Below are 15063 nucleotides of genomic sequence, written 5' to 3'. Positions count from 1 at the left end.
ACCTGACTGATTGGTCATTTTCTTGCATCGCAATGCTATTAGCTTTCCCAACTTAAAATCAAACTAAATGATATCAAGTCCGAAACTCCATTTACTGATAACTCTAAGGCAAATCAATGAAAAAAAACTCTGAACTGCTTTACGGGTTAAATGATATACCCACGAAAAAGCAAAGCATTACTGCCGCGACTCAGCATATTCTAGCCTGTTTTGTGGGGATTATTACACCAACTCTCATCATTGGCGGCACTTTAGGGTTACAAGCCGAGTTGCCTTACTTGTTGAGCATGGCGTTATTTGTGTCGGGAATGGCAACCTTTATTCAAGCGAAAACCATTGGTCCTATTGGCAGTGGTTTAATTGCCGTACAAGGCACCAGTTTCTCGTTTGTTAGTGCAATCTTAGTGGCTGGTTTTGCAATTAAAGCCAAAGGAGGCAGCAACGAGGAGGTCTTATCGACTATTTTCGGGGTGTGCTTACTCGGCGCTTTTATTGAAGTGTTTATTAGTCAGTTCATAACAAAAGTGAAGCGTATTGTTACCCCTCTAACCACTGGCATAGTGATCACCACCATCGGTTTTAGTTTAATAAAAGTAGGAATGACAGACCTAGCGGGTGGCTTTGGTAGCGACACCTTTGGCGATACCCAAAACTTATATATTGGTATTTTTGTGCTGGTAACTATCATAGTACTCAATGTCTCGGCTAACCCATGGATTAGGCTTTCTGCCATTATGGTTGGCATGGGAATAGGCACAGTGCTGGCTTACTGGTTAGGCATTGTGTCGGTGGAGCATATTGGTGAACAATCTTTATTTAGCGTGCCTGTGCCGTTTAAATACGGAATAAACTTCGATTGGGAGGTGTTTTTGCCAGTTGCTCTAATCTATCTTATGACAGCACTGGAAAGCTCCGGTGATTTAACCGCTAACAGCTTATTTTGTGGTTTGCCCATTAAAGGTGAGCAGTACTTGAAACGCATTAAAGGAGGTATTCTCGCCGATGGTGTGAACTCAGCACTTGCTTCGGTATTTAATACTTTTCCGAATACCACTTTTGGTCAAAATAATGCGGTGATTCAGTTAACCGGTGTAGCGAGTCGACATGTGGGATTTTACATTGCTGGTATCTTGGTGTTGTTAGGCTTGTTTCCAATTATCGGCGGGGTATTGCAGTCCATTCCTAAGCCTGTTTTAGGCGGCGCTACCTTAGTCATGTTTGCCACCATAGCCGTAGCTGGTATTAAAATATTGGCGAGCGAACCCATAGACAGACGTAAGACCCTGATTATGGCAACCTCTTTTGGCGCTGGCTTTGGAGTACTGATGGAGCCGAATGCACTGCAAGGGTTACCCCAAGCCCTACGAAATATATTTTCATCTGCAATTACCACTGCAGGCGTAATCGCAATAATTATGAGTCTCCTAATTCCAGAGCCAGCTCAGGAAGAAGCGACCGCACCCTCGCAATTGTAAACTCAACTTTAGCCGCAGTTTAGGCTGCGGCTAAGTACTAATTAGTTTACCGATACAACTTTGGCTTTGCCTCGACCACTTTTCTCCGAGGCGGCGCTAAGTTCTCCATCTTTTTGCAGAATCAAATGCACATCTCCAAAGCGACCTTCGCGAATGATGTAACCCATTTCTTTAAGTGGGGCTAGCACCGACTCGCTAATACCTGGATGCACTCTAATGGTATCTTTGGGCCACAGTTGGTGATGAAAGCGTGGGCTATTTGCAGCCTCTTCAGCGCTCATATTAAATAACAATGTGTTAAGTATTGACTGGGTAACTGACGAGATAATAGTGGTACCGCCGGGAGATCCTGTCACCAATTTTACGGCATCGTTGTCGAGCACAATAGTCGGGCTCATAGACGATAACATGCGTTTGTAGGGGGCGATGGCATTGGCTTCTCCACCAATAGCGCCAAAGAAGTTGGGCACTCCAGGCTTGGCACTAAAATCATCCATTTCATCGTTTAATAGAAAACCTGCACCTTCAGCCACCACACCTGCGCCAAAGCTCAAGTTAATCGTAGTGGTATTGGATACGGCATTTCCCCAACCATCAACAATAGAAAAGTGGGTGGTATCTTCACTTTCGTGCAAACCCGGTTTGATTTTTCTGGTGGCAGATATGGCAGTTAGATTAATCTCTTTTGCCCGTGATTGGATATATTCTGGCACCATTAACTCAGTTTGTGGAACATCAATAAAGTCTGGATCCCCAAGGTATTCAGCCCGATCAGCAAAAACACGTTTTCCGGCTTCTGATACTAAGTGCAAGTAAGCTGTAGAGTTTTGCTTAGGTAAGGTATTGGTTTGGATAACTGCATCTAACATACCCAACCATTGGGCTACAGCAATACCGCCTGAACTAGGAGGTGGCGCGGTGATAACCGTATAACCGCGCCAAGGAAAGGATACCGGAGTACGCCACTTAGCTTGGTAAGAAGAGAGGTCTTCAAGGGTAATTAAGCCGCCGTCTTTTTGCATAAACGACACTATATGTTCAGCGGTTTCACCCTTATAAAATCCATCGACACCAAGGTCGCGGATGCGGGTTAAGGTGGCGGCTAATTCTGGCTGTTTGAACAAGGCACCGGTTTGAGTGGCAGCTGCAAAGTAGTCTTCAAAATTGCTTTCTATGCCCTTTTCATTTTTCCGGGCGATATAGCGACTGACTTTTTGCGCAAACTTTTCAGGTACGATAAAACCATCTTTGGCTAAGCTAACTGCCGGTTGAACTAAACGAGTCCAAGGTAACTTTCCATATTTTTTGTGGGCTGCCCACATGCCTGCCACTGAACCTGGTATGCCTGAGGCTTTTGCGCCAAATAACGATTGTGTTGTAATTACATTACCGTCTTTATCCAGATACATATCACGTGTCGCCGCAGCAGGCGCCATTTCGCGGTAATCTAAGAAGTCCGCTTGCTGGTTAAAATAAATGGTCATAAAACCACCGCCACCAATATTTCCAGCTTCAGGGAAGGTTACCGCTAAAGCAAATTGCGCGGCAATGGCAGCATCTACCGCATTACCGCCTTCGTCTAGTACGGCAAGGGCCACGTCTGCACCAAATTCATCTGGCATGGCCACAGCATAATCGCCTTTAGTTTTGTCTATGCCAGTTTGAGAACAGGCGCTTAGAAAAACAACAAAAGATAAAACAAATAAAATACGCATAAACATTTATCCAATCATTAGTAAGCTAGCAATAAAATAAGCAACCAGAGTTAAACTTCCGGCAACCAGCGCGTAGGGCAATTGAGTACGAACATGTTCTAGTAGATCACAACCTGAAGCGATGGAAGAAACCGCCGTACTATCAGATATGGGAGAGCAGTGATCCCCGAATATCCCACCTCCTAAAATCGCCGCAATAACCAAAGAGGGAGGTAAACCAAGTTGTTGGATCAGAGGGACACCTATGGGAATGAGAATGGCGAACGTTCCCCAAGAGGTACCTGTAGTAAAGGACATAATTGCGCCAGCAATAAACAACATAGGTACAACAAATACAAGTGGTAAGTACTCACCAACCATGCCTGCCACAAAGGTGCCTGTTCCCAGTATTTTTAAGCTAGCACCCAAAGTAAGGGAAAGCAGCACTATACTCACCAAGGGCAAAAGTTCACCCATGCCTTTGAAGCCAACTTCAACGGCTCTATGATGATTAAATTGTTTGCTTGAGATTAACAAGAAGTAGGCAACAACGGTTGCTAAAACCGTGGCATACAATACGGATTTACTACCGCTGCCTTGGGATAAAACCCCGTCTCCAGTCCAAAACATGAAACCCACCATGCTCAGTACCATAGTTAATATAGGTACCACCATAAAGCGCGCTTTCGTTGCGGGTGCGGCAGATAGACGGCTTTGGGTAGCATCTAATTGCTGCTCAGCTTTAGCCATAGGGCCATGGACCTTATCCGCGAATACAGTGTAAGCAGCAATAACTAGGGTAATGATGGCATAGAAGTTAAACGCCACTGTTCCCCATAAAATACTGGCTGAAGATTGTTCTAACTCATAACCTTCTAACAAGCCAAGGACAAAGGCTCCCCAACCATTGAGTAGAATCAAGATACAAACGGGCGCGCTTGTACTATCGATAAGATAAGCCAATCGTGCTCGACTCATACCAAATTTATCAAATAGACCACGGGCAAATATCCCCGCGGTAAGCACACTTAAATTTGATTCAATAAAAATAACAATGCCAGTTAACATTGTTAAGCCACCCACTTGGCGACGATTGTTGGCAATGCCGCGCCGAGTAAGCCAGTTTACGGTGGCGGTTACTCCGCCAGAATCCCGAATGTAGGCCAATAGAGCACCCACCAATAAACTAAATAACAAAATACGGGTGTTGCCAGCGCTGGTGGCCACATCCACCACTCGTTCAATCGAAGAAATTGGTGCTAATATGACACTTTCAGAAGCTGATGTAAGTAAGATAAGCGCTTCAGAGCTTAACACCGCCATCAACAATGCCATGATGACTTCTTTTTTCCAAAACACGATAAATATCGCAATCAATGGCGGTATGATGGAAACCCAATCCATAAATTATTCCCTAAAATCTTTTCTTAATTATTGTGAGTACATGGAAGTAATCGTGATCAGAATGACATTAAATCATAAATCAATAGTGTATTAGTTTACTGGTGATAATCACATGTTCTTATTTAGGTGCTCACCTTAAACTAGACTGGTTAAAAAGGGAATATATACAATTCAGCGAACTAGCAACAGATTACATTTTATCCTGTGGTCATGGACTAAAGTGACGGACTAAAGTGTGGGTGAACATTGAGCAAGCATCTTAGCCAATTAAAAAGCATCAAACCTCATCGACTGCATTTAAAGGTTAACGATTAGGTTTGATGACTTATGTTGATGGAATATTGGCTAATAATCACAGCTGCTGTTAATGCTAGGCTGTGGTATTGATGGGGGGAGCCACTTTATTCATCAGTTCTACTGATTTTTGCACACCTTCTTTTGAATAGCCTTCGGATTCTAATTCCGTCAGCAGGTCTTGCAATCGAGAGGCGGTGGTTTGATCTTTTGTATCATCAGCAATGGAAGACAACATGCTTTTGAATGAATCGAAATTGATGGCTTTTTCGGAGTCTTTTTCCCCATATAAACCAATTTCCCCATCCATTTTCGCCATCATCTGAGTCATTTTTTGTTCACGCTCTTGAACGGCTTTTTCATGTTCTTGCTGACTTAAATTGCCATCACTGTTGGAGTCCATATTACTGAACATATCAGATGACTTGGTACTCTCTACCCCTTGGGACGATAACGCTTCCATAAACTCAGTGGCACTGACAATACCATCTTCATTGGTGTCTGCAATATCAAATTGTTGTTGGGGTTTTTCTTTCTCGCGGGCTGCTGGATCTATTCCGCCGCCGATGGACATCATACTCATGGTTAGCTCCGGTTGGTTAAGTTCAACTAGCTACTAAGCAGGTTTAATTCCAGTTTATGTAAGCATTGTGTAAAGATGTGATTTTTATTTCAACTGAATGATAAATATGGTTTTTATTTTTTGATTTGTGAAGGGCAGACTATTGAAACTATCTTTTTTTGAATGAGAAAAGCGATATTCCGGCATGATTTTGCCTATTTTCCATACGAGGATAAAAGCGGCAGGAAATGCTCTGCCAGTCTGCCAACGTCAATCAACAGCGTATAATCAATGAAAGATTACTTGTACGGGAATTTTAAACGAAATTAATTGAACTGTGCCCCCCTCTTTGGCTGTGTTAACGAAAATCCCAAGTCTTTGAACTACTTTGTTTTTCTAATGTTTTCTGTTGTCCCACTACTACTAAAGTACCCCTTTGATTAACCCTTAAGACAATAGGTATACCTTCTATATCTGCATTACCATTGTTAAATAAACGTTAATGATAAAAATAAGGTAGTTGAATATGAAACCATGGATTGTCCATATTTCTGGGGTATTAGTTAGCTTTTCGGCCATTGCTCAGCAGCCAGGGCCAGAGAATATCGAAAAGTTAGTCATTACTGGTGTATCACCTTTAGGTGCGCAAAGTGTTGGTAGTATCTATTCGATTAATCAGGTGCTAAACAGTGAAGATTTATCCCCTGAGCAGGGTGCATCCTTAGCCCGCTTACTTGACGGTCAGCTTTTCAGCGTTTCAATTAATGATGTCACTAACAATCCCTTTCAACCCGATGTGCAATATCGCGGTTTTACTGCATCACCTTTATTGGGACTGCCGCAAGGTCTATCGGTATATCTAAACGGAACACGCTTTAATGAACCTTTTGGCGATACGGTTAATTGGGATTTACTTCCTACCTCAGCTCTTGAGCAAGTTTCTTTGGTGGCTGGGGCGAATCCATTATTTGGGCAAAATACCCTGGGCGGGGCACTGGTATTGCAATCCAAGAATGGATTCACTTTCCAGCAGAATAAAATAAGCCTACAAGCAGGAGATTTTGGCCAACAGGGGATTAATTTTGAATCCGGTGGTAACAATGAAGAGTGGGCTTACTACCTCAATGTTAACTCATACCAAGAAGACGGTTGGCGTGACTATTCAGATACTGAAATTAAACAACTATTTTCAACTATCAGTTACCAAGGTGACAGCCATCAAGCGGAGTTAACATTGGCAGCCAGTGATAACAGCTTAATTGGTAATGGTGCTATTCCTGTGGAGCTGATCCCTTATGAAGGTCGAGATGCTATCTTTACTCGCCCTGATCAAACAGAAACTGCATTACGTTTTATCGGTCTAAAAAATCAGTGGGTATTGTCCGAAGACACTAATTTAGTGGTTAACGCCTATTATCGTGAAAATGAAATTGTCACTTATAACGGTGACGACAGTGATTACGAAGAATGTGATGTGGGTTTTGGTGAAACTCTGTGTGTAGAAGATGAAGATGCGGAGATCGCCGAAGGGGATGATGATTTTGATGGCGATGAGGACGAAGAGGGGGAAGAAGAGTTCGAAGCAGATGATGCGGTTCACTTCGTTGACTACGCAGCACTTACTCCCCTTGAAGATATTTCTAGTTTTGACCCAGACGACATCGATGGTACAGCCAATACTAGCCTGACAAAAAATCGTTCTTATGGCATCAGTAGTGAACTAAGCGGTAAGCTTGAGTCCGCCAATTTATCCCACAATTGGATTATAGGCATGGGGATTGATGTGGCCTCAATTGATTTTAGTAGCGACACGGAATTTGCGTTGCTAAATAATGATACTGCTGAAGATAGCCGAGATGTAATGGGAATAGGTGTGTATGATCTTGATTCAAAAGTTCGCTTAGCCACCGATGTACAACACCTTCATCTGTTCTTCAGTGATAATATTGAATTAAACCAACATTGGTCCCTGCAATTATCTGGACGTTATAATCGTTCAGACATTGATATGGTTGATGGTGTCGAAACTGGGCCTGGTTCATTAAATGGTGAACATCAGTTTAATCACTTCAATCCTGCAGTGGGTGTACACTATCAAACAGAGGGTTTTGCTTTTTACACCAGTTATAGTCAATCCTCTCGGACCCCAAGCCCTGCTGAATTAAGTTGTGCAGATGAAGATGACCCTTGTAAATTACCTAATGGATTCGTTGCTGATCCGCCCTTGGAGCAAGTGGTGACCAATACCATTGAGCTAGGTGCTAAATGGCAATATGAATCTGGACTTGTTAGTGCAGCCATCTACAGTAGCGACAGTAAAGACGATATTATTTTCCAACAAGCAGGTGACAGACCTTCCGTTGGTTATTTTGTCAATGTAGACAAAACTCGTCGCCAAGGTATTGAATTAGGCCTCGCTCACAACATGGATAAACTAGATATTAATGCGCAACTAAGTTATTTGCAGGCCACCTTTGAATCTTCATTCATGTCTTTTAGTCCGCAAAACCCGTTAGGGCCAAACAGACAAGTAAACCCTGGGGATAAAATTCCTGGACAGCCATCTACCCAAGCCAGTGTATCTTTTGATTATGCACTTAGTGATGCATTAGCGTTGAATGCCGATATTAACTACTCTTCTAGCCAATATTTCCGAGGAGATGAAGCTAACGAAAACCGTCAACTCTCTGGATATACTATTGTAAACTTAGCGGCTAGTTATGGTTTTGAGAATGGTATTAATCTGGCAATCCGCCTAGAAAATGTTTTCGATAAAGAATTTGAAACCTTTGGAACCTATGGTGAAGCGGATGAGGTTTTAGGGGATATTTACCCCGATATCGAATCACCTGAATTTATCGGCCCTGGTCAGCCTAGAACGTTACGCTTGTTCGCGTCTTATGCATTCTAAGTTGGCGAGTCGTTGATTTAACCTTACCGAAGTGATTTGCGATTCATTTAACCCTTAAATGTGTCGCAATTTGCTTCGCTTACTGCCCACCTGAGACGACTGCACTAGTATATGAGTTACTTTTAACTACAGGCACTGATTAGCACAGAATTTTCGTGATAACATACCCCCTTATGACCCTGCAATAGGGCTGGTTTTCACACATTCTGATATAAAGGTAATTAATCACAGTGCGTTCTCTTTACTCTTGTAAAACTTCATTATTCCTCATTCCCACATTATTTTCTTTCAGTTCTTTTCAAGTTTTAGCTGACGCCACAGAGGAAAATTCTAATCAACTCGCACCTGCGGCTGTACACAATAGCCATGAGCAAAATTCACAGCTAGATCATGCCGGAGATAAGCATGAAGATGAGCATGAACACGAAGATGAAGTAGAAACTATCACGGTTTCCTCCACGCGAGTTGGCCGTAACGTCACCGATGAACCTGTTCGAATTGAAGTTATCAATCAAGAAGAGTTAGAAGAAAAAGCGATGATGCGGCCGGGTAACATTTCTATGTTAGTGGCAGAAACGGGCGGGGTAAGAGTACAAACTACCTCTCCAGCCTTGGGTAGTGCGAATATTCGTTTGCAAGGTCTTTACGGCCGTTATACTCAGTTGCTAAATGATGGTTTAGCTTTGTACGGTGGCCAAGCTGCCTCAATTGGTTTATTGCAAATTCCCCCCACTGATTTGGCGCGAGTAGAAATTATCAAAGGTTCAGCTTCGTCTCTTTATGGTGGTTCAGCCATGGGTGGGGTAATTAACCTAGTTTCACGCAGACCTTCCGATGAAGCAGAAGGTGAGGTGTTATTTAACTTTACCTCCAGAGACGGGCAGGACGTTACCACTTATCTAGCCGCGCCGGTGACGGACTCCTTAGGCGTATCTTTGACCGCTGGTGGCCATCATCAAAGCACCCAAGATTTAGATGATGACGGTTGGATTGATATGGCCGGTTATGAACGTTATACCGCTCGACCTCGCCTATTTTGGGAAGGAGAAAGTGGCGCAACCTTATATGCAACAGTTGGTTATATGACCGAGAATCGACAAGGTGGCACCCTCGAAGGATATACCCTTGCTGATGGCAGCTTTTTCGAACAATCTCAAGATAGCGAGCGCATTGATAGTGGCTTTATTGCTACCGGCCCTCTGGGAGATGTTTTAAGTTGGAATGTGCGTGGCTCTGCCATGGTACAAAACCATGACAAACAGTTTGGTGAAGACCTAGATGAAGATCGCCATGAGAGTTATTTATTAGAAAGTACCTTATCTGGCTATACCGATAAGTCTCAATGGGCAGTTGGCCTTGCTATGCAGTCAGATCGTTTTGAGTCAGATTATTACCCTGAATTTGATTATTCGTTTGATGTACCTGGATTGTTTGCGCAAGCAGATTATGAACTAAACGAGCAATTATCGACGTCGTTAAGTATGCGTTTAGATGATCACAGCGAGTACGGTACTCAATTAAGCCCTCGGGTGTCTTTATTATATCGCCCCGAAGATTGGACCGTTAGAGCGTCATATGGCCGAGGTTATTTTGCCCCCACTCCCTTTGTGGAAGAAATAGAAGCAGCGGGCCTATCACGCTTAGCGCCGTTGGAAAACATTGAAGAAGAAACAGCAATTACTTCGTCATTGGATATTGGCCGTCAATTCGACCAGTTAGAAGCCAACGTTACCTTTTTCGCATCCAATGTTGAGCATGTGACAGAGTTAGAAGCCTATGCGTCTGAAATCGATGGGCCCCTTGACCGAGTCCGTTTAGTGAATGCCCAAGGGGAGTCTCGTATTTACGGTTCAGAGTTGATGCTGCGCTACAAATGGAATGACTTTAAGGTAACAGCCAGTTATTTATTCTTAGATGCAACTGAATACAATGCCACTACCGATAGCCGTCAAGATATCAAGTTAACGCCTAAACATTCCGCAGGGTTAGTTGCCATGTGGGAGCAACACGGTAAAGGTCGCGTAGGATTTGAAGCCTACTATACGGGTACTCAACGTTTAGCTGGCAATCCCTACCGTTCTGCTAGTGAACCATACTGGCATCTTGGCTTGTTGGGGGAAATTACTTTGGGTCAGTTCAGTTGGTTTATCAATGCGGAAAATTTGCTGAATATTCGTCAAACAAAAGAGGATCCTCTGGTATTACCCATGCGCGCTGCGGATGGTCAGTGGACGACGGATATTTGGTCGCGCAACGATGGTTTTACCGTTAATGCCGGCGTGAGAGTGCGTTTTTAATCTTGTTATTTTTTGTTGCTGATTATTAAAGGCGACTATTTAGGGCATAAATAGTCATACATATGTATGCTATGTTATTGATAAATTTAAAATAAACTCTTTTAGTTCTGTTTTTATCAGATTAATATGCGTTACCTAAAGTGGCGCTTTAAAGCGTTGATAGAAAATTGCTTGAGCTAAAGGGGTAGTATTTTGAATAACAAAAATAGCGGGTTCACTTTAATAGAATTGATCATTGTAATTGTGATCTTAGGTATTTTAGCTGTTACTGCGGCCCCGAGATTTATCGATATAGGTACAGATGCCCGTTTAGCTGCTTTGGACGGTTTGGAAGGTGCTATGCGTTCTGCTTCAGACCTGGTGCATTACAAAGCAACCATTGAACAAAAAACTGATTGCGATACCGACCCTACCATTGATTTAGGTAGTGACTCTATTACCCTGAGATGTGGTTATGCATGTCCACACCCAAGCGGTATTGCCAATGCTCTTGAGATTGATGATGCCTTTACATGGGTGGGCGGAAACTGCAGCGGTCAGTTGGGTTCTATTGATGTGCAATTTAGTGATGCGCCAGACCCTAGCAACTGCAAAATTCGCTATGTATCTGCACGAGCAACTAGAGAGCCTACTTTTACGCAAACTATTACAGGTTGTTAGGCCCACTATTACGCAATAGTTAGCATTAAAAAGCCCGAATGAAATCGGGCTTTTTTGTGTCTGTTAGTGGATTGTTTGCCGCTAAGTTTAGTGTAACTTTAGTTTTGGCCCCACAATGTTTCTGACTTTGCGGAAAAACAAAATAAATATTCCCTTAAACCAACCATGTATAGCGAACAAATGCATATTGTATAGTGACACATAAACCAATTTAGCTAATCGTCCTTCTATAAACATAGTGCTATTAGACAGAGCGCCCATCAAATTTCCCACGGTGCTGTATTTACTCAAATGCACGAGGGAGCCGTAATCCTTGTATTGATATTTTTGTCCAGGTTTGTGATTAAACTCATTGATAATATTGGTGGCCGCAGTGCTAGCCATTTGGTGAGCTGATTGCGCTCGTGGCGGCACCCAACTGCCATCTTCTTGCTGAAATCCACAGCAATCGCCAATGGCATAGATATGTTCATCTAAGGTACTTTTTAAATAAGGCGTGACCAAAATTTGGTTGGCCCGATTGGTTTCAAAAATACCTAATTGAGTAATAAAGTCAGGCGCTTTTACTCCTGCAGACCAGACCATTAAATCCGCCTCAATCAGTTCATTATCGCTAGTCACAAAACCTTCTTTGTTAGCCGCAGTGACCTTAGTGCCTTCCAACACTTTTATGCCTAACTTGGTTAAAGCCTGACGAGCTGAGTTGGTTATTTTTTCCGGTAATGCCGGCAGGATACGTTCACCAGCTTCAATAATCGTTACCGTTAATTTGTCCGCGGACATTTCCGGCATACCATAGGCTCGGGCAAGGTTAGCCACATGATGTAACTGCGCTGCTAACTCGGTGCCTGTAGCGCCGCCACCGACTATCGCCACATGCAAGGGTTTGCTTTCCACACCTTTTTGATTAATGCGCAAAAGTTGATTCAACAAGGCTTTATGGAAACTTTCAGCTTGAGCCAATGAGTCAAGGAAGTAGCAGTGTTCAGCTACACCTGGCGTGCCAAAATCATTGCACACACTGCCAATCGCCAGCACTAAGGTGTCGTACTTTAAGGTGCGCTTAGGCAAGATCAGCTGCTCATTCTCGTCATACAAAGGCGCAAGTTCAATTTGCTGATTTTGTTTATCAATGTGGCACATATTGCCCAGTTGAAATTGGTATTTGTTGGCAACCGCATGAATACGGTAGTTAATACCATCTGAGTTTTTATCGATGACCCCAGCTGCAACTTCATGTAACAGTGGTTTCCAGACATGATTCTGGCTTTTATCAACCAGAATTATTTCTGCTTTGTTTTTTCTCCCTAATTTTTGACTAAGGCGTTTGACTATTTCTAGGCCGCCGGCGCCTCCTCCTACAACAATTATTTTTTTCATCTAGGTTCTCCAATCATTCCAGATAGGACATTTAGGATGTAAAAGCCTTATCTTGAATGACTAGTTCAGTTTACAACAATGGGGCAAACTGCCCCATTGTTGATATTGTCAGCATCAGCCGACTATTAAGTTTAGTGTCTTACTTACCATTTGTAATCTATCGACACCATCATATTTCTTGGTCTACCAGGGAAATAACGGTCTCCATTAAAACTAGTGTAATCAGCTCGTTCTGCGTAGCTGGTGTCGGTTAGGTTATTGATCCTAGCAAATACCGTTAACGCTTCTGTCACTTGCATAGATCCACGTAAGTTCAAAACATCGTGACCATCGTAGCGGTGTAAGTTTTCTGGGTCTGTGTAATAACTGCCCATATGTTCCCACTCTAACTCAGCTCGGGTTGACGCATTAATGTCCCAACCAAGACGGGTATTGGCGATGGTTTTTGGTGCGGTATCAATGTAGTTACCATTGATATCAATATCACTAAGAATCTGACTGTAGGAATAAGTGTGTTTGGCGTAACTTGCTGCCATTTTTAAATCCCAACTTTCGGCAAGCTGATATTGTAACTCTAATTCAATACCACGGTGTTTTGATTCACCATCGTTAACATTGTAATAGTCACTATCGCGAAAAATGAAGTTGTCTTTATCCATATTGTAAACAGAGACTACGTAACTAAGAGCGTCGAATTGGCCTTTTACGCCAACTTCAACATTGGTAACCGTTTCAGATTCTAAATCAGCCACCTCTTGTTCGCGTTGCAAACGATAGAGTTCAGTTGCCTGTGGCGCGCGATATCCGCGAGATACATTGGCATAAAATTGGGTAGTTTGTGAAAACTGATAACGCACACCTAATTTGGGTGAAGTATTGCTATAGCTGTCTTCAGAAGACGGAGGACGACTGTAACGGCAACCACCCATACCACATTCAGTGCCATCATCCCTGGTGCGGCCACTAAGCATATTATTGGTGTAATCATAGTTCATGTTTTCGTAGCGTAGGCCAAAGGATACCAACCATTTATCTTGCTCCCAATCAAGGGAAACAAAAGGTGCGTATAAGGTCGCATCTACATCGTAGTCATAGTGCATACCAATGGGCACAGTTTCTGTCAAAAATGCAGAGCCTTCGGTTTCCGCATCTTGATATTGACGCATGCTCCCTTCAGTTTGTTCGGCATCTAAACCTAAACTAACTGTAAAGTTCTCTGATGCAGTGTGTTTCCACATAGACTGAACACCAAAACCATTCTGTTCGTTTTCTTCTATGGGAGTACCGGGTAAAAAATGCATTAAAAACGACATATCTTGATTACGCATGTAAGGAGTAATCGAAACCACATCATCATCAGTTAAGTTCCAAAGTACGTTGGACCACAATCTGAATGAACTGGCATTTCTATAGGCTTCGGGGTTTTCATTTGCCTGAGCTAAATCTTCATCTTTGTAACTTTCGAATCCGGTGATATAGCCAGCGGTTTCTTGGTCTAAATTGGTATAGGTTAGTCCTGTGGTCACGGTGAAGTTATCACCATCATAACGGTGACGAAGGTTCACCTTTTCTTGGTCAACACTTTCTTCATCTCGGTAACCAGAGTCTCGGGTGATACTGGCATTAATACCTATCCCCGAATTACCAAAGTCTGCCCCTTGGCGAAACTTGTATCTATTGTATCCATAAGATCCGTAATCAATACCAAACAGTCCCGCATCTACTGTGGTATCTGGGGTAATAACATTAATGACACCGTGAACAGCATTGGAACCATAAAATGCCGATCCCGGCCCTTTAATCACGTCTATGCTTTGCGCCATTTCACTGTGAGCTTCAAATAATTCGTTAATGTTACAAAATCCAGCTGCCCGCAAGGGGATGCCATCTTCGGCAGTTAAAATTCCACCGCAAGCCCCCGAACCTGACATTACTTGGGAGCGCAAGGCCGGCAAGTATTCTTGGCCGTTGGCGCGCTGGACCCCAGCACCTGCTATGAAGCTAAGCGCTTCTTCGATGTGGGTGGAGCCCAGTAATCCTAGGGTCTGTTCGTCTATGCTGCTCACTACATAGGGCAAGCTAGAGGTGCTTGTGGCGACTCGAGTGGCTGTGGTGGTGATTCGTTCTATTCCATCGGGAGATTCTTGGGCTATCACCGACAAAGGTAATAAGCAGGTGACTACACCTATACGTGAAAGCCGAATTGACTTACTTAAGCGAGTAAGGGGAGATACTTGCTGAAGAGTTTTATGTAGAAAAATCATATGAATACAGCCTTCTTAATCATAGTTTGGGAGCGCAGTTTGACACTTAAATAGCGACAAATCTAGGGTGACATACGTATCTAAATAGTATGTTGCTTTTATGTTAATTAGTAGTTGCATTG

Annotated in this window: 9 protein-coding genes; 4 read left to right on the top strand and 5 right to left on the bottom strand. The window is 43.0% G+C overall.

What is annotated here, in order from left to right; translation table 11 throughout:
• Positions 1 to 116 precede the first annotated feature (116 nt).
• The gene (locus ABJV04_RS05655; RefSeq protein ID WP_348490332.1) at positions 117 to 1475 is read left to right on the top strand and encodes a nucleobase:cation symporter-2 family protein; all 1359 of its coding nucleotides are present in this window, start codon (positions 117 to 119) and stop codon (positions 1473 to 1475) included.
• A 41-nt stretch (positions 1476 to 1516) separates the two neighbouring features.
• Here ABJV04_RS05655 and ggt read toward each other — a convergent pair whose 3' ends face one another.
• The 3 genes from ggt to ABJV04_RS05640 form a co-directional block, all read right to left on the bottom strand.
• Entirely contained in the window at positions 1517 to 3196 is a 1680-nt protein-coding gene (gene ggt, locus ABJV04_RS05650) for a gamma-glutamyltransferase (protein ID WP_348490331.1), read from the bottom strand.
• On the bottom strand, positions 3197 to 4573 hold the full coding sequence (locus tag ABJV04_RS05645; RefSeq protein ID WP_348490330.1) for a Na+/H+ antiporter NhaC family protein: 1377 nt from the start codon (positions 4571 to 4573) through the stop codon (positions 3197 to 3199).
• Between the two features lie 370 nt (positions 4574 to 4943).
• Entirely contained in the window at positions 4944 to 5450 is a 507-nt protein-coding gene (locus ABJV04_RS05640) for an EF-hand domain-containing protein (protein WP_348490329.1), read from the bottom strand.
• A 505-nt stretch (positions 5451 to 5955) separates the two neighbouring features.
• On the opposite strand from ABJV04_RS05640, the gene ABJV04_RS05635 reads away from it, so the two are divergent.
• From ABJV04_RS05635 to ABJV04_RS05625, 3 genes are all read left to right on the top strand, one after another.
• Positions 5956 to 8340 (top strand): TonB-dependent receptor, encoded by a 2385-nt coding sequence (locus ABJV04_RS05635; RefSeq protein WP_348490328.1) that lies wholly within the window; start codon positions 5956 to 5958, stop codon positions 8338 to 8340.
• A 230-nt stretch (positions 8341 to 8570) separates the two neighbouring features.
• Complete coding sequence (locus ABJV04_RS05630; protein WP_348490327.1) at positions 8571 to 10637, top strand: TonB-dependent receptor; 2067 nt, start codon at positions 8571 to 8573, stop codon at positions 10635 to 10637.
• A gap of 192 nt (positions 10638 to 10829) precedes the next feature.
• Positions 10830 to 11297 (top strand): prepilin-type N-terminal cleavage/methylation domain-containing protein, encoded by a 468-nt coding sequence (locus tag ABJV04_RS05625; RefSeq protein ID WP_348490326.1) that lies wholly within the window; start codon positions 10830 to 10832, stop codon positions 11295 to 11297.
• An 87-nt stretch (positions 11298 to 11384) separates the two neighbouring features.
• On the opposite strand, the gene ABJV04_RS05620 is transcribed toward ABJV04_RS05625, so the two are convergent.
• On the bottom strand, positions 11385 to 12677 hold the full coding sequence (locus tag ABJV04_RS05620; protein ID WP_348490325.1) for an NAD(P)/FAD-dependent oxidoreductase: 1293 nt from the start codon (positions 12675 to 12677) through the stop codon (positions 11385 to 11387).
• Positions 12678 to 12820: 143 nt separating this feature from the next.
• Positions 12821 to 14941: a TonB-dependent receptor gene (locus ABJV04_RS05615; protein ID WP_348490324.1), complete on the bottom strand. Its 2121-nt coding sequence runs from the start codon at positions 14939 to 14941 to the stop codon at positions 12821 to 12823.
• Positions 14942 to 15063 lie beyond the last annotated feature (122 nt).

This window comes from Aliiglaciecola sp. (genome assembly GCF_039982535.1).
Lineage (GTDB): Bacteria > Pseudomonadota > Gammaproteobacteria > Enterobacterales > Alteromonadaceae > Aliiglaciecola.
This window is presented reverse-complemented; position numbering and strand designations above follow the sequence as displayed.